Annotated in this window: 22 protein-coding genes; 12 read left to right on the top strand and 10 right to left on the bottom strand. The window is 67.1% G+C overall.

Translation table 11 applies throughout. The annotated features are described in order from the left end of the window. Positions 1–96 precede the first annotated feature (96 nt). Positions 97–1341, top strand: a complete 1245-nt coding sequence (locus AC1DV7_RS03510) for a tyrosine-type recombinase/integrase (protein WP_477594638.1) — start codon at positions 97–99, stop codon at positions 1339–1341. A 50-nt stretch (positions 1342–1391) separates the two neighbouring features. On the opposite strand, the gene AC1DV7_RS03505 is transcribed toward AC1DV7_RS03510, so the two are convergent. The 4 genes from AC1DV7_RS03505 to AC1DV7_RS03490 form a co-directional block, all read right to left on the bottom strand. Next, complete coding sequence (locus AC1DV7_RS03505) at positions 1392–1622, bottom strand: helix-turn-helix domain-containing protein (protein WP_477594636.1); 231 nt, start codon at positions 1620–1622, stop codon at positions 1392–1394. Positions 1623–1741: 119 nt separating this feature from the next. Then, positions 1742–1990, bottom strand: a complete 249-nt coding sequence (locus tag AC1DV7_RS03500; RefSeq protein WP_477594634.1) for a helix-turn-helix domain-containing protein — start codon at positions 1988–1990, stop codon at positions 1742–1744. Between the two features lie 932 nt (positions 1991–2922). After that, entirely contained in the window at positions 2923–3378 is a 456-nt protein-coding gene (locus AC1DV7_RS03495) for a hypothetical protein (RefSeq protein ID WP_477594633.1), read from the bottom strand. Next, positions 3375–3605: a LexA family protein gene (locus AC1DV7_RS03490; protein WP_477594826.1), complete on the bottom strand. Its 231-nt coding sequence runs from the start codon at positions 3603–3605 to the stop codon at positions 3375–3377. Before AC1DV7_RS03490 ends, AC1DV7_RS03495 begins: the two co-directional genes overlap by 4 nt. Before the next feature lie 1474 nt (positions 3606–5079). On the opposite strand from AC1DV7_RS03490, the gene AC1DV7_RS03485 reads away from it, so the two are divergent. The 6 genes from AC1DV7_RS03485 (at position 5080) to AC1DV7_RS03460 (ending at position 8983) form a co-directional block, all read left to right on the top strand. Then, the gene (locus AC1DV7_RS03485) at positions 5080–5349 is read left to right on the top strand and encodes a hypothetical protein (RefSeq protein WP_477594631.1); all 270 of its coding nucleotides are present in this window, start codon (positions 5080–5082) and stop codon (positions 5347–5349) included. Between the two features lie 195 nt (positions 5350–5544). After that, on the top strand, positions 5545–5826 hold the full coding sequence (locus AC1DV7_RS03480) for a hypothetical protein (protein ID WP_477594629.1): 282 nt from the start codon (positions 5545–5547) through the stop codon (positions 5824–5826). A gap of 169 nt (positions 5827–5995) precedes the next feature. Continuing rightward, the gene (locus AC1DV7_RS03475) at positions 5996–6697 is read left to right on the top strand and encodes a recombinase family protein (RefSeq protein WP_477594627.1); all 702 of its coding nucleotides are present in this window, start codon (positions 5996–5998) and stop codon (positions 6695–6697) included. A gap of 96 nt (positions 6698–6793) precedes the next feature. Next, on the top strand, positions 6794–7963 hold the full coding sequence (locus AC1DV7_RS03470; protein WP_477594625.1) for an LAGLIDADG family homing endonuclease: 1170 nt from the start codon (positions 6794–6796) through the stop codon (positions 7961–7963). 41 nt (positions 7964–8004) lie between these two features. Next, positions 8005–8550 carry a hypothetical protein gene (locus tag AC1DV7_RS03465; protein WP_477594623.1) on the top strand — a complete coding sequence of 182 codons (546 nt, stop codon included), beginning with the start codon at positions 8005–8007 and terminating at the stop codon, positions 8548–8550. Between the two features lie 223 nt (positions 8551–8773). Next, on the top strand, positions 8774–8983 hold the full coding sequence (locus AC1DV7_RS03460) for a hypothetical protein (protein ID WP_477594621.1): 210 nt from the start codon (positions 8774–8776) through the stop codon (positions 8981–8983). A gap of 451 nt (positions 8984–9434) precedes the next feature. On the opposite strand, the gene AC1DV7_RS03455 is transcribed toward AC1DV7_RS03460, so the two are convergent. After that, positions 9435–9578, bottom strand: coding sequence for a hypothetical protein (locus AC1DV7_RS03455; RefSeq protein WP_477594619.1), 144 nt, complete (start codon positions 9576–9578; stop codon positions 9435–9437). A gap of 1259 nt (positions 9579–10837) precedes the next feature. On the opposite strand from AC1DV7_RS03455, the gene AC1DV7_RS03450 reads away from it, so the two are divergent. After that, positions 10838–11440, top strand: a complete 603-nt coding sequence (locus AC1DV7_RS03450; RefSeq protein WP_477594617.1) for a TetR/AcrR family transcriptional regulator C-terminal domain-containing protein — start codon at positions 10838–10840, stop codon at positions 11438–11440. A gap of 64 nt (positions 11441–11504) precedes the next feature. Here AC1DV7_RS03450 and AC1DV7_RS03445 read toward each other — a convergent pair whose 3' ends face one another. The 4 genes from AC1DV7_RS03445 to AC1DV7_RS03430 all read right to left on the bottom strand — a co-directional run bounded on the left by AC1DV7_RS03445 (position 11505) and on the right by AC1DV7_RS03430 (position 14988). Further along, positions 11505–12491 carry an aldo/keto reductase gene (locus AC1DV7_RS03445; RefSeq protein WP_477594615.1) on the bottom strand — a complete coding sequence of 329 codons (987 nt, stop codon included), beginning with the start codon at positions 12489–12491 and terminating at the stop codon, positions 11505–11507. 219 nt (positions 12492–12710) lie between these two features. Beyond that, the gene (locus tag AC1DV7_RS03440) at positions 12711–13613 is read right to left on the bottom strand and encodes an EamA family transporter (RefSeq protein ID WP_477594613.1); all 903 of its coding nucleotides are present in this window, start codon (positions 13611–13613) and stop codon (positions 12711–12713) included. Next, on the bottom strand, positions 13610–14275 hold the full coding sequence (locus AC1DV7_RS03435) for an FMN-binding negative transcriptional regulator (RefSeq protein ID WP_477594611.1): 666 nt from the start codon (positions 14273–14275) through the stop codon (positions 13610–13612). The genes AC1DV7_RS03440 and AC1DV7_RS03435 overlap by 4 nt, the downstream gene beginning before the upstream one ends. 107 nt (positions 14276–14382) lie before the next feature. After that, positions 14383–14988 (bottom strand): helix-turn-helix domain-containing protein, encoded by a 606-nt coding sequence (locus tag AC1DV7_RS03430; RefSeq protein ID WP_477594609.1) that lies wholly within the window; start codon positions 14986–14988, stop codon positions 14383–14385. 248 nt (positions 14989–15236) lie between these two features. Between AC1DV7_RS03430 and AC1DV7_RS03425 the strand changes: the two genes are divergently transcribed. The 4 genes from AC1DV7_RS03425 to AC1DV7_RS03410 all read left to right on the top strand — a co-directional run bounded on the left by AC1DV7_RS03425 (position 15237) and on the right by AC1DV7_RS03410 (position 17931). Then, entirely contained in the window at positions 15237–15698 is a 462-nt protein-coding gene (locus AC1DV7_RS03425) for a MerR family transcriptional regulator (RefSeq protein WP_477594607.1), read from the top strand. Between the two features lie 112 nt (positions 15699–15810). Next, positions 15811–16206 carry a (R)-mandelonitrile lyase gene (locus AC1DV7_RS03420; protein WP_477594605.1) on the top strand — a complete coding sequence of 132 codons (396 nt, stop codon included), beginning with the start codon at positions 15811–15813 and terminating at the stop codon, positions 16204–16206. A 71-nt stretch (positions 16207–16277) separates the two neighbouring features. Further along, complete coding sequence (locus tag AC1DV7_RS03415; RefSeq protein ID WP_477594603.1) at positions 16278–17333, top strand: NAD(P)-dependent alcohol dehydrogenase; 1056 nt, start codon at positions 16278–16280, stop codon at positions 17331–17333. Between the two features lie 13 nt (positions 17334–17346). Then, positions 17347–17931, top strand: a complete 585-nt coding sequence (locus AC1DV7_RS03410) for a sugar O-acetyltransferase (RefSeq protein WP_477594601.1) — start codon at positions 17347–17349, stop codon at positions 17929–17931. Between the two features lie 108 nt (positions 17932–18039). Here the strand turns inward: AC1DV7_RS03410 and AC1DV7_RS03405 are convergent, their stop codons facing one another. Further along, positions 18040–19380: a 6-phospho-beta-glucosidase gene (locus AC1DV7_RS03405; protein WP_477594599.1), complete on the bottom strand. Its 1341-nt coding sequence runs from the start codon at positions 19378–19380 to the stop codon at positions 18040–18042. Positions 19381–19384: the final 4 nt, after the last annotated feature.

The raw sequence follows: 19384 nt of genomic DNA, 5'->3' as shown, positions 1-19384 counted from the left end.
ACGCCGGGGGTGGCCCGCCCAGCGGGGGCACCCCGCCGGGGGTTCGTTTCATGCCGCTCATGCCGACCGTCTGGCGGACGGAAGGCGGGTTCGGCGATGGCAAGTATTCGACAGCGCAACGAGCGTTGGCAGGTGCGGTGGCGTCAGGGCGGGGCCGCCCGGGCGGAGACGTTCGCCGACCGGGGGCAGGCCCGGCGGTTCCAAGGCCTGGTGCAGGCTGCGGGGGAGCGCTACCCCGCTGGATGGGTGCCCGGGCACGGGTTCGACACCGACCGCCGCGCGCCCGGGCCACACGAGCCCCGGACCGGCTGCGCGTCTGCCGCGCCGACCCTCGCCGAGTGGTTCGAGCGCGCCGTGGCCGCCCGGACCAGCGCGAACGAGCGCAGCAAGCACGACATGCGCCGTGACTTCGCCACCCACGTGCCCGCATGGCTCGCCGAGCGGTCCATCCGGGCTATCACCCGCGAAGACGCCGGGCTGTGGGTCAACCACCTGCGCACCGTCCCCCGCGGGGGGACCGGCAAGCTCGCCGCCCAGCCGGTGTCCGCCAAGACGGTACACAACGTGCACGGCCACGTCTCCGGAGCGATGAACGACGCCGTCCGCGACGGCCTGGCGGACCGCAACCCCTTCAGCGGGCTGCTTCGCGGCGTGCCCAGAACCCCGGTGCACGAGATGACGTGCTTGACCCCGGAGGAGTTCGCCCTACTGAGCGGGCAGCTCAGCGAGCACTACCGCCCGTTCGTGACCTTCCTTTACGCCACCGGGCTGCGGTTCGGCGAGGCCACCGCCTTGGGACCGGAGCACTTCGACGCGACGCACCGCACCATCCGCGTGGACCGCGCGTGGAAGTACTCCCCCAGCCTGGGCGTCTACCTGGGGCCGCCGAAGACCACGCGGGCGGCCCGCACCGTCACCCTCAACGACACCGTCGCCGAAATGGTGACACCCCTCGCGCAGGCGGCAAGGCACCAGGCGCGCAGGCCCGGGCAGCCCGCGCTGCTGTTCCTCAACACCGAGGGCGGTCGTATCCGGAACGGCACGTTCCACCTGCGCCAGTGGAACCCGGCGGTCGAGCGTGCGGTGTCCGCCGGACTGACCCAGCGGCCGCGGGTGCACGACCTGCGGCACTCTCACGCCTCGCTGATGCTGGCCGAGGGCAACTCGATGTATGCCGTGTCCCGCCGCTTGGGGCACGCCAGCATCACCACCACCGACGCCCGCTACGCCCACCTGCTGCCGGAGATGGACGAGCAGATGCGCAGCTCACTCGACCGCATCCCGATCCTCGACCCCGGCCGGCCACGGCTGCGGGTCGTCCGAGACGACGAGGCGATCTGAGCGGCAGCGAGCCCCACACCGCCGAAACGGGTGGGGCTCACTGCCGGTCGTCAGGAGCGCCGGTGCCGGGTGGGCGTGAGCTCACGCTCCCGGGGCTGCACCCTAGTGGCCGCCAGGAGCAGCACCAGGTCCGTCTCGGCGAACCGGTAGCACCTGCCCAGCCGGTGGTGCGCCAGCTTGCCCTCCCGGCACTGCTCCCGCAGCCAGTACTCGCTCATCGCCGTGCGCTCGGCCACCTCGGCGATCGTGTACAGCCGGGGGACTGATGCAGAGGCGCTCACTGCGTGCTCTCGGCGCGCCAACGCCGACGTGGTGCTTGGGGCATGAAGGGCCTGTCGTCGATCGTCCTCTGGCCCGGCGATGACTTGAACCTCCGTGCTTGGGGGACTGAACGGTCGTGTCACCGCAGCCAGCCTCGGCGAGAGTTCCGGCGCGACCCCCGGCGTGGAGACGCGGCCTGCTTGGCGATGGAGTCCAGGTCTCCCGCAGTGAACCAGATCCGGTCGCCGAACCGATGGTGCGCGATCTCCCCCGTCCGGCACAGGTGGAGGACCCAGGCGTGACTGTTGCCTGTCAGCTCTGCGAGCTCCTCGCTGGAGAAGCCCGTGAAGTGCGACCCGGCCTCCACATCCGGAGCCTGCTCAAGCATCGTGACCCAGGGATCCACACGGCGAGGGGTGTACGGCGAGAGGCCAAGTGACCGAGGGGCACAGGAGCATCACCGTGAGGTGATCCTCCCTGCCGCGTGCGACGACTTGCTCACGCGTGCGCAACGACGACGCGGCCCCGAGCGAGGCCGCAGCTGAGTCTGCTGCCGGAGCTGTCGTGGCCAGGGGAGCGGTAATGGACGGTCCACCGTGGAGATGCGACTCCTCGGAGCGCTGCGCCACCCGGCCAGCCCGGCTCAGGCGACCCGCGAGCCCCCACAGCGTGTGGCGTACGTGGCACCGGTGGCAGTGCCACTCGCCGAAGGCATGGTCTGTCCGCGACATATGGCGACGGGGGTCATCAACCGCCTCCATCACACGAAGGATTTCAGCGAAGAGGTGGGCGCTGGCGCGGTGGAATGCTGAGCCGCGGCCGTCGGCGTGCGACCCATGCTTTCGCGCGGTCCCTTTGGGTGCGTTCAGGGGAGTGGGGTCTGTGCGAAGGGTGGTGGTCATGCGATGCCCTCGGCCGTTCCGCGCGGGAAACCGCGTCAGGCTACGAGGCCGTCCGCGTGCCGGCTCTCGCGCGCCATACGGTTCCGTTAGCGGAACCCGGGCGGCTTGCGCCGCAGGAACGTCCGCTTGCGGCCCGCTCCTGGGACTGTCGCCGAAATGGCGACAGCTGTTCCCGGAACCGCAGCCTCGCCCTTGGTGACGGGTCAGATGCCCAGGCGCTGCGGGCCGACCGGGAGCCACACCGGAAAGTCCGGATGCAAACGAACGTTTTCACGCCTCGTCCCGCTTTGACTGTGCTTGGGGGAGGGATGCTTCATGCGCCACTGGCACGACCCGATGCCCCACCACCTCGCTCGGCAGCGTGTCGACACCATGGATGGCCTTCGATATCGGATCCTGCAACTGGCGGGCGCGTTCCTCAGGATCCGGTGATGAATGACCTCACGAGGATGCGCACGGTGTCGATCTGCCCGTCCGCCGCCGTGAAGCGGGACTCGGCCTCCTTGCGCCACGCCTGCAGGTTCGCCCACCCCTGCAGCCACAGCGCCACCTGCTCCGCCGCAGGCGGGTTGTCCCGGTCGAACGCGGCCATCTGGCGGGTCAGGGCGCTGGCAGCCATCTCCAGCCTGCCGAAGTCCAGGACGTCCTGCGTACGGGCCGGGACGGCCTCCCAGCGCTGCTGGTGCATCGTCACGTCGCCTGCGGTCATGACGACAACCTCGGACCCGTCCAGGTAGAACCGATGGTCCTTGCTGACCGGGTGGCCGTTGAGCCAGCCCTCGCCGGAGGACATCAGCCGCTCCATGCGAATGCGGTTCAGCCCGGTGAACGGGCACACCTCGTCCACGATCTGGCGGTAGACCCGGCGGCTCACGAGCGCACCCGCTTCAGCTTCATCGAGCGGGACATGTTGGCCTGGTCGTAGTCGATCTTGCCCTCCTCGCGCAGGATGTTCAGGTGCCACTTCACCCCGTTGCGCGCCATGCCCATCGCCCTGCCCATCTCCGCGATGGGAGGCAGGTAGCCCTTCTCCGCCTGCTGCTGGCGCAGGTAGTCGAGCAGCCGCTCCCGCGTCGCCCGTCCCTCGTCCGTCCTGTGCATCCCCACGTTTATCTCCTGCCGAAGTGACTGGAGAAAATGCTAGCGGTACGAGCAGCCCGTAGACCATCGGCGAGATCGTTCGGCGTGTCTGCCCGGCTTTGCCCCGCTGTGAACGCGATGTCAGGTAAGGTTGTTATACTTGAAACTAGTACTTGAACTGCATCTGCGGCAGCCAACTAGCCGAAGGCGAATCCCGAGCGGAGCGAGGGGCGTCGAGGAGGACCGAAGGTCCGAGACGCACTGCATTCACTAGTACTAGAGCCATCCTGCATAACTGCAGTAACTAGGGCTGGCAACGGTCGTTTCGCCAGACGAAGACCTGCTCGCGCGCGCGTCAGCCATGGGAATTTGGACGATGTCCGCCCGCGCTGAGGCTGCTACCCGGGGAGCCAGCAGGGGTAGGGACACTGTGGCATGGCGGCAGGTGCGCGGCGAAGCTGTAAAGATCACGTGCTGAGGCATCCGAATGCGGCATGGGGTGGCGGGACCGCGATATGACCGTTCGTCTGCCGGTGTTCCCGCGAAGAGGCACGGTAACCCTCCGAAAGTCCCTGCAGAACTCCGCTGCTGGGCTGTGATGACATACCGCCTGGGGATGCTCGCGGGCTGACCGTCGGGCTAGCAGTAGGGGTGGGATGAAAACGAGCGTTCTCACGCCGACTTCTGATCGAGACGTTGGTTCCACGCATGTGAGGGAGCCCTCGGCCGCCCGGTGGGCAATGTGTTACCGGAGTACGCCGGATGTCGCGGAGACAACGTCGAGGTGTTGCCCAACTCGAAGGGGTGGGCAATGGGATGCCCGCCTCACGGTCCTGCGGTCCACCCAACGACGCTTGCCCGCACCCTCCCGTGTGTGGATTCGGCGACGGTCCTGTCGGCCGACGGCTGCAACGCTCGCCAAGGGGGCAACCGCTCTAGGTCGCGACGGCGCGCCCACCTGTCACTGATCCTCGCCATCCCTGCCGGCTGCCCAGATGACGAAGGCCCGGCACGGAGGCTCTGGTCGCTGGGCGACCGGATTCCTATGCGGCAGTGCATATTTGGGATTCACTTGTCACGCTCGGACCTTTGCCCTAGTGTTCCCACGTCAGCCCACCACGGTGTGGGACCAACTGCATAGGTCTGGCGACAGACCACTCGAAGCTGCGGCACGAGCCGAGCTAGGGGCCGTTCTCCGGCAGGTCCGAGAGATGTAGGCGGCGATCGATTCGTCCACGAGGTGTGTCCTCTGCGCGGACGTTCCGGTCGTCGCCTTTCCCATGCCCCGACCGGAAGTGGTCAACATGCACGCGCACCTCTGACCTTGTCTCTCTACCGGGTGGCCTCGGAAGCTATTCGACGGCGTTCGCGACGGGTGATCTTTCGTGTGCCCGACTATGCCCCCTGTGGGGCGGCGAATGTCGGCTAACGGCTCCGAAGATCCGGACCCTCCGCAACTGCGTTACCCACCAGCCTCCATCATCGAAGGAAAGCCATGACCCTGCTCTTGCTCCCACTACTCTCCGTCTCCTTGACGTGGCTGATTTGGGAGGCCTTCTGCATCTACGACGGACTCGAGCCAGTCGGACGGTTGCCCGAGAAGTTCCACGACTGGCACGAATGTGACGATCCCGCCGACTGCCCCGCGGCGGCGAAATATATCCTTGGCGAGCGGAAGCGGCACCGCCGGCTTCATATCGAGGTCGCCCTTATCGTGCTCGGACTCCTCTTCATGGGGGTACTCCTGACCCGCTTCGGTGTGTGACTGCAAACCGCCGAGGGCCGTTCTGGCCGCCAGCATTTCGGCCGTCCGTATGAGACTTGCACTGACCCCGTCTTTGGTACACGACGGAGGGGCAGTGACTGTGTCTGCGGCGGCACATAGTCCGTAGTCGAAGAGAGTCGATGAAGCCCACCTATCGCGGCCGTCAATGCACCCGCGTGTTCATTGAAGGAACTTATGACCCTGCGCCTGCTCCTACTGCTCCTCTACACCGTTCTGCCCGCATCCCTTACCTGTCTGGCATGGAGGGCCAAGTGCTTCTTCAACGTCATCGACTGGTACGGCCACAAGCACGCGATCTGGTGTCGGCCTGGATGCGACGGCTCGGAACGCTGTCCTCTTGCCGTCCATATCCGTGAGGGCGACCCTGGTCTGCGCGCCAAGTTCTGGACGCATGTCGCAGTGTTGACGATGGGCCTCATCGTCCTCGGCGAGCTGTGGACGCGGCTCGCTGTGTGAGGCCGATTGTCGCTCAGGCCGTCCTTCCCGTGACCGCCATCAACTTAGCCTCCACTGTGTGCTCACGATGAGGGCGTGGACTCCAGAAAACGCCTGAAAACGGACGTTTGAGGGGAATTGCAAGCTGCGCTTACGCAAAGGGTTCGGTTCTGGGACGTCAGAGGTCGGCATGGCTCAGCAATCTGGCGGCATACGGCGGCCTTTGGCCTTGGCATACGTGCGAGTCTCGACTGGCACTCAAGCCACGGACGGGGCGAGTCTCGAGGCCCAGCGGAATGCACTCCTCAACGAAGGGCGTAGTCGCGGTTGGGATGTCGATGTCGTCGTGGACGAGGGACTCAGCGCAAAGAACCTGAAGCGGCCCGGCCTCCTTGCGGCGTTGGAGCGTCTGGACGCCGGGCAAGCTGATGTCCTGATGGCGGTACGCCTGGACCGATTGTCACGTTCGGTTTTGGACTTCGCCGGTTTGCTCGCCAGGGCACGCCAGAGACGCTGGCGAGTAGTCCTCCTCTCGCCGGGCATGGATAGCGAGGATGCGGCGGGAAAGTTCACCGCACACGTGTTGGCTGCCGCTGCGGAGTACGAAAGGGATCTCATTGCGGCTCGAACGCGTGAGGGCATGGCCCAACGCCGGCTTGAGGGCGTGCACCTCGGACGCCCTCGGGTGGTTCCAGAATGGGTGATAGCTCGGGTCGCACACGAACGCGCATCCGGGGCGACGCTGCGGCAGATCGCGGAGGGATTGACGGCGGACGGTGTTCCGACTGCCCGCGGCAGCAACCAGTGGCGGACCTCGTCGGTCCAGGGGCTCCTCGGTTCCCTGACGGGAAAGCGGATGGTGGCTGAGCTCCAGGGGCGGCACCTGACGTGATGGCGTGTGGCGGCATACGAACGGATCGCCCGTCACACGCGATGTCAGGACGAGTCCCTCGTGCTCGTTTCTCTGTCCGCGTGCCGATGACAGCCCATGCAGAAAATGACTTGCCAGCAAGATCAGACCGGCGGCCCGAATGAACGGGACAACGACCTCGCTCGGCGCGCAACGGTTGCTCACGAGATCGCCGACTCGATATCACCGGCCGCCTCGGCGGTGCCGGTCAGCCATGGGCACGCCCCGGATGAGGACGTCCCCACGCCTCAGGGATGGCGCAAGTGGGGTGAACTGCATGTCGGGGACGAGGTGTTCGGCAGCAATGGGCGCGCCATCGTCGTGACCGACGCCCGTGAACAAGGCCTTCTGCCGACCTTCCGCGTTCGCTTCAGTGACGGGTCCAGTTCGGTGGTGGACGGTGCCCACCCTTGGGGTCTGCGTCAACGGAGTGGCAAGTATGCCGACTGGCGAGGGCTGACGCTCACCACGGCCGAACTGCTGTCGACCAACCTGCAGGCTCCAACGCATGCGGACGGTCGTTCGCGCGGTTGGCGGTTCACAATCCCGATGGCAGAGCCACTCCAGCACAGCGAGCGGCTGTTGCCGGTGGAGCCCTACACCCTGGGCGCGCTCATTGCCAATGGTGGCCTCACGACGAACAGCGCCATCCTGACGACACCAGACCAGGACGTTGCCGCGCGAGTCCGTCGGCACTATGCGATGCCTGCTTGGCGGCCCAGCGCTCCCGGGGAGGTGTGCGCCAGGGGCGCGGTTCTTGGAGTCATCGGAGCTGTTCGGCGGTTAGGGCTTGACGTGCACAGCGCCGAAAAGTTCATCCCGCCGACATACCTCCGCGGCAGTGTCGGGCAACGTGTTGCGCTGCTGCAGGGACTGATGGACGGGGACGGCGCAAGTCGAGGGCCACGCCGGGCGTCGGTGCAGTACTTCACTTCCAGCGAAGCGTTGGCGCGTGACGTGAGGGAACTGGTGACGAGTCTGGGCGGAACGGCCAGCGCGCGGTGGTATACCCGGTCGGGTCGACGCCCTGAGGGGGTCATGGACCTGATGCTGCCGGCGGCTATCGAGCCATTTCACAGTTGTGCGAAGCGTCGGGGGGTGCCGCGTAGGGTCACGCAACCGCGACGGGCGGTGGTGGCTGTGGAGCCGCTTGGCCACAGGCAGATTCGCTGTCTCAGCGTGGCAGCAGCGGATCGCGGCTACGTGGTTGGGCGTGACCATATCCTCGCCTACAACGGCCCTTTCTAGTCAACATCGCCTACAACAACCGGCAGCACCCGACGCTGCTGGTGACCCTGGAGATGACGGCCCCCGAGGTGTACAACCGGCTGCGCCGCGTCGCCCAGTTCTGGAACCCGCTGGCCACCGACGACGACATCACCACCATGCTGTCGCGGCTGCGGATCGTGGACCAGCGCATGGTCGAGGGCGACCTGACCCGGCTGGTGGACGAGTTCGAGGAGGAGACGGGGGAGCGCCCGCACCTGGCGATGGTCGACTACCTCGGCTACTACGCCAACAGCGTGCGGGGTGGCTCGCCATACGAGCGGGTGTCCAAGGCGGTCATCTCCTTGAAGGAGGAGCTGAAGGCGTCCGGTGTCGCCGGCATCGTGCCTCACCAGGCTGGCCGCACCGCCGCCGGGGGAACGCCCGTTTCCATCACTGACGCCCGCGACTCGGGTGTCATCGAGGACACCGCCGACATCCTGCTGTCCCTGTACCGGCCGGCCGACGCCGACCGTGAAGGCAACGCCGTGGACGGCACCGTCCGCTCCGAGATTCTGAAGAACTGCACAGTCTCGTCACGGGAGGGCTGCGTGGGTGATCGTGACTAGCTATGCCCCGCTGCGGGATCTGAACCGGTTGTGGGACCGAGTGGACTTCGATGCTGGCCGGCGTGGCCGCACGAGCTTGGTCGAGGCGGGGGCCCTGATGGGTCATAGGCAAGGCCACCGCGGAGCGCCACGCTGTTCAGGTAGCAGGGGTTCGCGCCCGCAACAACACTCGCGGAAGGGCCAAGGCGCGCCCTGAGAACGCCACCAGGCAGAAAGTCGCCCCATGCGTGTCGCGACCACCGTCACCGTGCCCCTCGTGGCCGTCCACGACCCCGCAGCTCACGCCCGGCTCATCACGGAAGCGCGCATCCGCCTCGTGGAGTTGGGTCTGGCCAYCGAAGACGCGCTGGCCGAGGAACCCTCCGTCGTGGTGGCTCGGGGGGATCTCGCCTCGCATCTGGTCAACGTCACATTCAGTTGGGGGCATGACTAACGCGATCGTCGCGAGTAGCATCGCGCTTGGCGCCTGCCCGGACCCGCACACGCCACACTCGATGGCGAGCGTCCGGGTCCAGCAGCGTGGCTCTCGGGGACGCAGTCATCCGGGCGACGTCCGACATCAGGGGACGTCTGGCGACGTCGACCGAAACGGTGCCCCCACTCTCCGGAGGAGTGGGGGCACCGCCGTTTCGATGTGAACGCGCCCCCTCAGACCCACGGGGGAATGGGGAAGGGGCGCGCCCAGACATCTTGCCACCGTTCGGCCGCCGCGGGTATCCACCATTGCGCGGATTGCCGGTGACGCTGGGAGAGGACGCGCTGAGCGTGGGTAGAGGTCCCCGCGCCGGACGGGTCCGGGGGCAAGACGTGGGCGCCTTGCCTGAACGTCAGAGCAACACCCCCGCTCATGGACCACGCGGGGGTACTGTCTTGACGTCGAGAGACTAGGCAGACTGTTCCCGATCGAGGAACACCGGCTTGCCACCGTTCGGGCCGCGGCCGTTCGCCTCCCGAATCGCATCCCTGCGGCCCATGTCGTGACCCAGCTCGAACGCAGCGCCCAGGCGCCGCTGGTAGCTGTGGATCATCGGATGGAGGCTAGCCACGAACCGGGAGATTGACCTCTTTGCAGCTACGCCCTAAGCGGCGGAATGACGTCCCGCCAAGTGAGGTCGCTCACGACGACGACGGAAAGTCCCGCGTGGCTTCGATCGCATGGGCAGTGGCAGCCACACCACCGTGATCGGCCGCGCCAGGCTGTACACGGGACAGCCTTGCCCCCATCCACAGCCGACGAACGCTCCATATCGTGAAGACTGCCGCCCCTGTGCCGCACATCCCTTTCAGGGCTTCGGGGGTGAATGGACCGAATTGTTGAAAGCTAGCTGTAAATAGGGGCAACAAGAGGGCCAGAGCGACCCCGAAGAGGCCAAGTGATTCGACAAAGGCAAGTCGCGCTGCGTACCGACGCGCGATGCCGCGCTCGAAGCTCTGCAGATGTCCCACTAGCTTGTCATGGGTTGTCTCGACTTTTACGACATCGAGGTTTTGACGTAGCTCCCGCACGCGCACCGAGGGATCCGGGACGGACAGAGGGACACCAAGTCGTTCGGCATCAGCGATGTATGGAGGCGTGCGACTATCGCGCGCTGGCTCGCGCGGCAGGCGAGGCTCGGGAAGGGCGTCGTCGCCTCCAGCACCTGCCACCCTGACCTCCGATGGGAGCCTTTACCCAAATGAAGGTCCCACAGGTTACGTACGGCTGGCTATCCGTCACTCCCTTAGTCTCTGCCTGAAGTTCTCAGGGCCAGCCACGGAAGGATGCGCTGGTGCTCGCGTAGGAGGCAAGCACCGCCTATCGCCTTCACGGGATGCCGGCGAGTGTCGCGAGGCCGAGACTCTGTTGGCTCACCCAAGGTTGTGCGGCCGGCTTAACGCCATTTAGCAGCGCACCGTAAATGGCCGCCATGGCGGCCACCGCCTCGTCGGCGGCCTCTGCCCCGAACTCAACCATGGCCCGCGTTGAGTTCCCGGCTACTGGGTGTGGCACCGGCGGTTCCAGCGTGCTGAGGTTGTGAACCGCGTTGCCGCGCTTTGTGACGACGGGAACAAATGCATCGATGAGCTTCGAGATTCTTGATGAGCACCGAGTTCTGGCTCGTGTGGGGACGCATCGCCCGTCAGCAAGCGGACTTGGCGTCCGAAGCGAGGGCTCGCGTGGGTCAGAGCGAGGACTCGTCTCGCGACTCCATCGCCCTAGACGACGAACTGAACGCAGGAGTCGTTGCCGTCTGCGCGGCGGCCTTCTCAGTGAGAAGCGCTGGCCCTGAAGCTCACAGACGAAGTGATGCCAGGAGACTTGGCGAAGGCCTGGCGTACGGGAAGGCCGCCCGCATTCATCAATCGCCTGCGTGAAACCTTGAAACGCTCCACAACTCTCCGGCAAGACGAGATCTTCTTGGACGGGTTGGTAGAGCTCGTTGCCGCCGAGATCGACCGCCCCCTGCCGACCACGGACTGGCGGGCGGCGATCAGCGAGCGGGCCCACAACACCCGCGCACGGCTACGCCGCCACCCCTGGGCTGTGAGCTTGATGGCCTCGAGGACGAGCCCAGGGCCAGCCACCCTAGGACTCCTGGAGGCGGGGATCAGGTGCTTCCGCGAAGGTGGCTTCTCGGTCCCCCAGGCGGCCCACGCAGTCTCCGTGGTCGACAGCTACGTGCACGGCTTCGTGCTCCAAGAGGTCAACCTGCCATTCCGAGACGAGTCGGAACTGGCTGCCATGACTGGGGCCATCATGGACACCTTTCCCGCCTCCGAGTTCCCATACCTCTTCGAGATGACCGTCGAGCACGTCCTCAAGCCGGGCTACGACTACGGCAAGGAGTTCGACTCCGGGCTGACGGCCGTACTTGAGGGTGTCGCTGCGTTGCTTCAACTGCCCAACTGACTCAGTCCACGAGCGGCGACATGACGCACTGCTCGGATTGGGTTTCAGCTCGCGTGAACGGCCTCTAGAGTCCCGTCATCTTCTGCATCTCTTCGCTGTAGCGGGCTCCTGCGACACCAACGCGCGCGGCAGCCTCCCCTAGTGCGGTGAGGTCCCCCGCGGACAGCTCGATCCGTGTGGCGCCGATGTTCTCCTCAAGGCGCGACAGTCGACGAGTGCCGGGGATGGGCGCGATCGAGGGACGTTGGGCGAGCAGCCAGGCCAGGGCGATTTGGGCAGGCGTTGCTTCGTTCGCTGCGGCGACCTCGGTGATGCGGTCGACCAGCGCTTGGTTGGCTGCACGGTTCTCCTCGGTGAACCGCGGGATGGAGGTGCGGATGTCGCCCGCCGCGAACTCGGTGTCGGTGCTCACCGTGCCAGTGAGGAACCCTTTGCCCAGAGGGCTGAACGGGACCAAGCCGATACCGAGCTCGTCGAGTGTGGGCAGGATCTCCGCCTCGATGTCGCGGGTCCACAGCGAGTACTCACTCTGCAGCGCGGTGACCGGGTGGACGGCGTGCGCCCGACGGATCGTGCCGGCCCCGGCCTCCGAGAGGCCGAAGTGGTTCACCTTGCCCTGCTGCACGAGCTCGGCCACGGCTCCGGCGACCTCCTCGATCGGCACAGACGGGTCGACCCGGTGTTGGTAGAACAGGTCGATCCGGTCCGTGCGCAGCCGCGCCAGGGACTCATCGGCAACCCGGCGGATCTGATCCGGTCGGCTGTTCAGGCCCACCGAGCGTCCATCGCGGATGTCCCAACCGAACTTGGTCGCGATCACCACCTGGTCGCGGAAGGGCTGGAGCGCCTCGCCGACAAGCTCTTCGTTGACGTACGGGCCGTAGACCTCGGCGGTGTCGAAGAACGTGACGCCGTGCTCGACCGCACCTCGTAGGACGGCGATCATCTCGTCGCGGTCGCCCGGGTTCGGCCCGTAGCTCTGGCTCATCCCCATGCATCCCAGACCCAAGGCCGAAACGCGCAACCCCTGGCCCAGCGTCCTGGTCTCCATGGCGAGTCCTCCTTGTTCGTCGCGAGCTGACCACTCGCGCCGAGCGATCGCTGCAACTCTATGAGGCACCAGCCCACTCGGACGGTCTGTCGACTGCCCGTGTGCGACAGTGCCAAGGGATCACGAGTGGTGCTCGGAAGGCGACCCGTACCCGCACGCGGCGGAAGGACGCGCTCAACGTTGGATGGGCGGTCAGGTAGGTCGCGCACGGCGTGCCGGCTACCGCGAAGTCAGGAGCTCGGGTTCGAGGTCGGTGCCCTCCTCCGTTTCAGGGTCGCGCAGGCCGCGGTGTTGGGCTGCGGCGCCGGCGCAGACGACCAGTGTGATGCCGACGATGTGGATGGCTGCGGGAGTCTGGTGCAGGACGACCAGACCGAGGGCGACGCCGATGGCGGGCTCGAGCGCCATCAATGTCCCGAAGGCTGTCGAGGTCATCTGTCGTAGGGCGAGCATCTCGAGGGCGAACGGCAGGACGGGTAGTAGAACGGCGAGTCCGGCAGCGGCGAGCAGGATGCCGGGCGTCATGTGTCCGACCGCCTGCGGGATGCCGACCGTTGCGGCGGTGAGGGCGGCGATGGGAACGGTGATGGACAGTCCGCCGAGGCCAGTGAACCGGTCGCCGATGCGCTGGGTGAGGACGATGTAGGTGGCCCAGCCGAGCGCGGCCATCGCGGCGAAGCACACCCCTGCCGGGTTGAGGTGTCCGTGACAGGGTTCGGTGAGCAGAAGGACACCCAGCAGAGCCAGTGCCGGCCAGGTCAGGGCTCGTCGGGAGTCGGCGCGGATGGCCGCCACGGTCAGCGGGCCGAGGAACTCGATCGAGACTGCCGCGCCCAGGGGAATGCGCTCGATGGCGGCGAGGAATGCGATGGTCACCAGGCCGGTGGTGACACCGAGCCCGACCAACGCTGGTATGTCGTGCCGGCGCACCTGACGTAGGGGTGGGCGGGCGAGGAGGAGGAAGACGACCGCGCCCATGCTGAGCCGCAGCCACGCCGTCCCGGCCGCGCCCACAGCATGGATGACGTCGACCGACAGGGCTGAGCCGAGCTGGACGGAGAGCATCGCGGTCAGGGCCAGCGCCCAGGGCGGGACCACGATGGACCGGAGAGTGGCGGTCATGGCCGGTCCCGGTGGGACTGCCAGTCCCCGACCCGGGCCAGGCGGCGGCGCTGCTGTGTGGCGGCGCCTCGGTCGAGTGCGTGGTCCCGTGCGTCCAAGCGGTCGCTGACCCGCGCTCGGTGGTCGACGGGGTTGGCGTCGTCGTACTTGAACTTCGCATCGACCCCCAGGATCTGCAGGCGGACGCCACGGATGCCCGAGAGCATGCGCCCGTATGGCGGTGCGTCGACCGACACCTCCGCATGACCACCCTCGGGCTGGAGGTCTGCAAGCTGCGCGTCGAGGATGCTCACCTTGTCCTGAGGGTCGTCGACGATGGTGGGGCGGCACACGAACTGCACTGAGGTGTAGTAGCTGGTGGGGACGCCGTCCTCGTCGGGGCCGCCGGCCTTGGCGCGCCAGTGGGTGGGGATGTAGGCGTAGTCGCCCACCACTGCGAGGCGCACCTGCGCGGCTGTTTCGAGGTGTGCCCAGACCGGGTTGGGTCGGGCGAGGTGCATGAGCAGCTGGTTGCCGGCCAGGGTGAAGTGGGTCGGCAGCACCCAGGGCGCCTGAGCCGGGTCGAGGTTGTTGACGGCGAGCACCCCGAACCGGTCGGTGGAGGCCAGCCACTGCTGCCATTCCGCCGGGTCGAGGGCGGCGTCCCAGGGGTGGATGAGCATGTCAGCGTCTTTCGGGGGTGGCGGTACCGCATGGGGTGTTGCCCGGATGCGTGCTGGCGAGCGCGTCGGCGGCGTCGTGAAGCCACCTCACCTCGAGGTCGTCGGTGTCAGCCAATGTGGGCCTCCGTCCCGTTCGACGTCCCGACGCCGGGCTCGAATACGGTCAGGGAGAACCTCGCGTCCTTGGTCCGCGGGTTGGCGTAAGCGTGCGCGACATCACCCGGGAAGGAGACGGCGTCGCCGGTCTGCAGGACGATGGACTGGTCCGCGACCTCGAGGGTGACGACACCTTTCAGGACTTGGATGAGCTCCTTGGTCCCTGCTGTGTGCGCCTCGCTCCGGTGCTCGTCACCGGGGCCCAAGGTCCAGTCCCAGAGCTCGAGTACATCCGGTGGCTGGGTGCCGGCCACCAGCACTCCGCGGCCGCCGGCTGCCCCGGTCCACAGAGCGGCGCCCGCACCACGACGAGTCACCTTTACTCGCTTGGGCTCGGGCTGCTCGACCAGCGCCGGCAGCCCGACACCCAACGCGTCACTGATCCGTAGCAGCGTCCCGACACTGGGGTTCGCGGTCCCCTGCTCGACGTTCACCACCATGCGGCGACTGACGCCCGCCGCCACGGCAAGCTGGTCCAGCGTCCAACGACGGGCATGCCGTAGATCCTTTACACGCGCTCCAATCGTCACCGACAGAGCCGTCGCACCTTCGTCCATGGAGTGCAGCATACTGCACTATCAAGTGCAGCGTACCGACCCTCATCGCGCCCCCTCCGGTCCGCCGTAGCTGCCTCGAAGGGTGGGACTGCCTCAGCCGCCACGCGGCGAATTGACGCGTGGCCAATCGAGCTCCTGCGTCCACCCAGTTCTCGAGCAAGAGGGGGAGCACCATCGGTTTGCGGTGCGTGACCTCGCTGTCTTCCAGGCTTTGACTTCAAGTACTTGAAGTTCCTAGCGTGGTGGACATGAGCGCGATGACCACCCGGCACGACTACACCATCAAGGAGGCCGCAGCGTTGACCGGCCTGCCGGCCAGCACGCTCCGGTACTACGAATCCATCGGGGTCATCGCCCCGGTCGGCCGCGGGGCAAGCAGTGGGCACCGCGTGTACGGAGAGGAGGACCTCGACCAGATCATGTGGGTGGCCTGCCTCGCGGCCACCGGGATGTCCGTTGGCGACATGCGCAAGTACGTCGCGAACGGGCAGATGGGCCCAGCCGCCGCTGCTGAGCAGATCGAGCTGCTCACTGGGCAGCAGCGTCGACTGGAGTCGGAGGCCAAGCAGCTCGTCCTCCGGCAGCGTTACGTCGCGTTGAAGATCGACTACTGGCACGCCGTGGCCGCGGGTGACGACGGCCGGGCCGAGCTGCTCTCCAGCGAGGCCCGCACCTTGGCCGACGAGCTCAAGCGAGCCAGCAAGCAGTAGAGCCATGCCGCCGCGCCCAGCCTCGCGGCGGCATACCTCAGGCACCTGCACCGAGTCCCGGGCAGCGCGCCTCGCGCGCCCCGGACCGTGACACGAAGGAAGTGCACCACTCATGAAATTCATCCAGAGCGGCGGTCAGACCGCCGTGGGGCCGGCGGACTGGTTCACCGGCACCGTCTACATCGACGGGATACGCAACCCCGACGAGGCGTCGGCCATCGGTTGCGCCCATGTCCGTTTCACTCCGGGCGCGAGGACCGCCTGGCACCGCCACCCGAAGGGACAGACCTTGTACGTCACCGACGGGATCGGTTACGTCGCCCGCCGAGGCGGCGGCGTGCAGGAGATCCGTCCCGGCGACGTCGTCCAGATCGAGCCGAACGAGGAGCACTGGCACGGCGCCACCGCCGACCGGTTCATGGCGCACGTCGCCATGCAGGAGGCCGACGACCAGGGCGAGGTCGTGACCTGGCTCGACCACGTCACCGACGAGGAGTACGGCGCCTGAGCCGACCTGCTCCGCCCTCTACAGCCACCCACCACAGCCACTGATCACCCAGACACGAAGGAACCCTTCACATGCGCGTCAACGCCTATGCAGCACCCGCGGCAGGCCAGCCCTTGGCCCCCACCGTCATTGAGCGCCGAGCAGTCGGATCGAACGACGTCCTCATCCAGATCGAGTTCGCCGGCATCTGCCACTCGGACATCCACACCGTCAACGGCGACTGGGGCCCGCAGCCCTTCCCGGTGGTCCCCGGGCACGAGATCGTCGGCCTCGTCACCGAGGTGGGTGCCGACGTCACCCGCCACCAGGTCGGCGACCGCGTCGGCGTCGGCTGCATGGTCAACTCCTGCGGCGAGTGCGCCAACTGCCGCAACGGCGACGAGCAGTACTGCCTGAACGGAATGGTCGGCACGTACGCCGCCACGGACCGCGACGGAACCACCACCCAGGGCGGCTACTCCACCCAGGGCGGCTACTCCACCCACGTCGTCGTCGACGCGGACTACGTCCTGACCGTGCCGGAGGGCATCGACCCGGCCGCCGCCGCGCCGCTGCTGTGCGCCGGCATCACCACCTACGCCCCGCTGCGCCACTGGAATGCGGGACCCGGGAAGAAGGTCGCCATCGTCGGCCTCGGCGGCCTCGGGCACATGGGCGTCCAGATCGCGCACGCCCTCGGCGCCGAGGTGACCGTGCTCTCGCAGTCGCTGAAGAAGCAGGAGGACGGCCTCCGACTCGGTGCCGACCACTACTACGCCACCTCGGACCCGTCCACCTTCGAAGCTCTGGCTGGTCGGTTCGACCTCATCGTCAACACCGTCAGCGCCGCCATCGACCTCGATGCCTATCTCGGTCTGCTGGCCGTGGACGGCACGCTCGTCAACGTCGGCGCACCCGCAGAACCGCTGAGCGTCAACGTGTTCTCGCTCATCGGGGCGCGGCGCTCCTTCGCCGGCTCCATGATCGGCGGCATCGCCCTGACCCAGGAGATGCTCGACTTCTGCGCCGAGCACCGCATCAGCGCCGACGTCGAGGTCATCGCCGCCGATCAGGTCAACGAGGCGTACGAACGAGTCCTGGCCTCCGACGTCCGATACCGCTTCGTCATCGACACCGCCACCCTCTGAGCCGGTGATGGGGATGGAGCTGCAGGACTTCCTGGACCACGTCAACCGCGGCGCGGTCATCGAGGGTGGTTCGGAAGAACACACCTTCATGCACGACGCCGCCCAGGAGGCGCTTCAGATCGTCGCCGAGATGAACAGCGGGTACCGCACACCCGAGGAGGTGCGGGCCCTGCTGTCTCGACTCACGGGTAGGACCGTGGACGAGTCGGTCGCGGTTTTCCCCCCGTTCTACAGCGAGTTCGGCAAGAACCTGTCGCTCGGCAAGAACGTCTTCATCAACATCGGCTGCACCTTTCAGGACACCGGTGGCATCACCATCGGGGACGGCACACTGATTGGCCACGGCAGCACGCTGACGACGCTGAACCACGGGATGGAACCGGACCGGCGGGCGGACATGACCCCGGCGCCCATCGTCATCGGCCGCAAGGTGTGGCTCGGTGCCGCAGTGACGGTCGTCCCGGGCGTGACCATCGGCGACGGCGCGATCGTGGGGGCTGGTGCTGTGGTCACCAAAGACGTGCCGGCCAACGCGATCGTCGCCGGCGTCCCTGCCAAACTCATCCGATTCACTGGCTTCGACGCCCGCTCGACCTGAGCCGAGCACGCCGGCCCGGGCATCATCTCTGCAGGCAGATCCTGCTCCCCTCCAAGCAAGTCCTATCTGCGTCCTGACCAGCAGCGCAAAGACCTGCCGCCCAGTCGGCTAGTCGCTGAACAGGGCACCAATCTCGGGTGACCTGCGGCGGTAGCCATCTAGCAGGGCGCGGGCCGTGCTCACCGAGTCGACCAAAGGGTGCAGGGCGAAGGCCTTGAGCGCCGCGCTTTCGGACCGGGTGGTCACGGCTTCGATGACGAGCCGTTCGACCGCCTTGACTTGCTGCATCAGACCAAGCATGTGTTCCTCAGGCGCTGGCAGATGTCGGGCGTGGGGGCCGGCGCGGTCCACGGTGCACGGGATCTCGACCACGGCGTCCTCGGGCAGACCCGGGATCGCTCCAGCATTGCGGACGTTGAGGATCAGGTCGGCTACCTCGCCGCGCGCGATGGCCGCCATGACTGCCAGGGCGACGCCCTCGTACCCCCCGCCCGCGATGTCGGCGTCGTCGCGTGACTCATCTTCCGCCCGAGCCTCCTTCATGTAGGTCGAGTCTCGCTCGGCGCGCACCCGCCGCCATACCTGCAAGGCAGTCCGTGGGTTAGCGGTCACGGCGGCGTAAAAGCCACCCTGCTGGTCGTGGAGGAACTCGCCGCGGGTCTGGTCGGCCGTCTTGATGGCGGCCACCGCCTCCCGGGTGAAGTAGTAGTAGTAGAGGTACTCGTTGGGGACCGCCCCAAGCGCGTGCAACCACTGCGCGCCGAACAGCCGACCCTCCTCGGTGCGGGCCAGTAGGTCGGGCGAGGACAGCAGGCGCGGCAGGTGATCGGTGCCGTCGTGGTGCAGAGCGCGCAGCCACCCGAGGTGGTTGAGACCGACGTAGTCAATCGTGGTGCCATCCTGCGGGAGGCCCAAAACGCCAATAGCTCTGCGCGCCAAGGCGATCGGGGAGTCACAGATGCCGAGGACGTGATCGCCGAGCACGCCCTGCATAGCCTCGGTGACAATACCGGCGGGATTGGTGAAGTTGATGAACCACGCGTCGGGAGCCACCTCGGAAGCCCGCTGGGCAATGTGCAGAGCGACTGGCACCGTACGCAGGGCATATGCCAGTCCGCCCGGACCGGTGGTCTCCTGTCCCAGCACGCCGAGGTCGAGGGCCACCCGCTCGTCGACGACCCGGCCCCGCAGGCCACCAACGCGGATCGCCGAGAACACGAAGTCGGCTCCTCGCAGGGCTTCGTCGAGGTCAGTGGTCTCGGCCACCGACGGCGAGCCGTCAACCCCCTGGGCCATCTGCCGCACGACTTGTCCGATCGCGGAGAGACGCGTGACATCGAGGTCGAACAGGACGACCTCGTCGACCCGGTGCAGCGAGGAGTCGCCCAACAACGCGCCGTAGACCAGCGGAACGCGAAAGCCTCCGCCGCCGAGAATCGCCAGCTTCATTGCC

It is taken from the genome of Pedococcus sp. P2_E4, from assembly GCF_056403935.1.
Note: the sequence above shows the minus strand (reverse complement) of the source record. Positions and strands in the feature narration are given on the sequence as shown.

What these genes read in the sequence shown, in the direction of transcription:
- AC1DV7_RS03510 (WP_477594638.1), top strand. Translation starts at nt 97, where the DNA reads ATGGCAAGTATTCGACAGCGCAACGAGCGTTGGCAGGTGCGGTGGCGT.
- AC1DV7_RS03445 (WP_477594615.1), bottom strand. Translation starts at nt 12,491, where the DNA reads ATGGAGACCAGGACGCTGGGCCAGGGGTTGCGCGTTTCGGCCTTGGGT.
- AC1DV7_RS03440 (WP_477594613.1), bottom strand. Translation starts at nt 13,613, where the DNA reads ATGACCGCCACTCTCCGGTCCATCGTGGTCCCGCCCTGGGCGCTGGCC.
- AC1DV7_RS03490 (WP_477594826.1), bottom strand. Translation starts at nt 3,605, where the DNA reads ATGCACAGGACGGACGAGGGACGGGCGACGCGGGAGCGGCTGCTCGAC.
- AC1DV7_RS03475 (WP_477594627.1), top strand. Translation starts at nt 5,996, where the DNA reads ATGGCTCAGCAATCTGGCGGCATACGGCGGCCTTTGGCCTTGGCATAC.
- AC1DV7_RS03470 (WP_477594625.1), top strand. Translation starts at nt 6,794, where the DNA reads ATGCAGAAAATGACTTGCCAGCAAGATCAGACCGGCGGCCCGAATGAA.
- AC1DV7_RS03420 (WP_477594605.1), top strand. Translation starts at nt 15,811, where the DNA reads ATGAAATTCATCCAGAGCGGCGGTCAGACCGCCGTGGGGCCGGCGGAC.
- AC1DV7_RS03480 (WP_477594629.1), top strand. Translation starts at nt 5,545, where the DNA reads ATGACCCTGCGCCTGCTCCTACTGCTCCTCTACACCGTTCTGCCCGCA.
- AC1DV7_RS03455 (WP_477594619.1), bottom strand. Translation starts at nt 9,578, where the DNA reads ATGATCCACAGCTACCAGCGGCGCCTGGGCGCTGCGTTCGAGCTGGGT.
- AC1DV7_RS03405 (WP_477594599.1), bottom strand. Translation starts at nt 19,380, where the DNA reads ATGAAGCTGGCGATTCTCGGCGGCGGAGGCTTTCGCGTTCCGCTGGTC.
- AC1DV7_RS03415 (WP_477594603.1), top strand. Translation starts at nt 16,278, where the DNA reads ATGCGCGTCAACGCCTATGCAGCACCCGCGGCAGGCCAGCCCTTGGCC.
- AC1DV7_RS03485 (WP_477594631.1), top strand. Translation starts at nt 5,080, where the DNA reads ATGACCCTGCTCTTGCTCCCACTACTCTCCGTCTCCTTGACGTGGCTG.
- AC1DV7_RS03430 (WP_477594609.1), bottom strand. Translation starts at nt 14,988, where the DNA reads ATGGACGAAGGTGCGACGGCTCTGTCGGTGACGATTGGAGCGCGTGTA.
- AC1DV7_RS03450 (WP_477594617.1), top strand. Translation starts at nt 10,838, where the DNA reads ATGCCAGGAGACTTGGCGAAGGCCTGGCGTACGGGAAGGCCGCCCGCA.
- AC1DV7_RS03435 (WP_477594611.1), bottom strand. Translation starts at nt 14,275, where the DNA reads ATGCTCATCCACCCCTGGGACGCCGCCCTCGACCCGGCGGAATGGCAG.
- AC1DV7_RS03410 (WP_477594601.1), top strand. Translation starts at nt 17,347, where the DNA reads ATGGAGCTGCAGGACTTCCTGGACCACGTCAACCGCGGCGCGGTCATC.
- AC1DV7_RS03425 (WP_477594607.1), top strand. Translation starts at nt 15,237, where the DNA reads ATGAGCGCGATGACCACCCGGCACGACTACACCATCAAGGAGGCCGCA.
- AC1DV7_RS03500 (WP_477594634.1), bottom strand. Translation starts at nt 1,990, where the DNA reads ATGCTTGAGCAGGCTCCGGATGTGGAGGCCGGGTCGCACTTCACGGGC.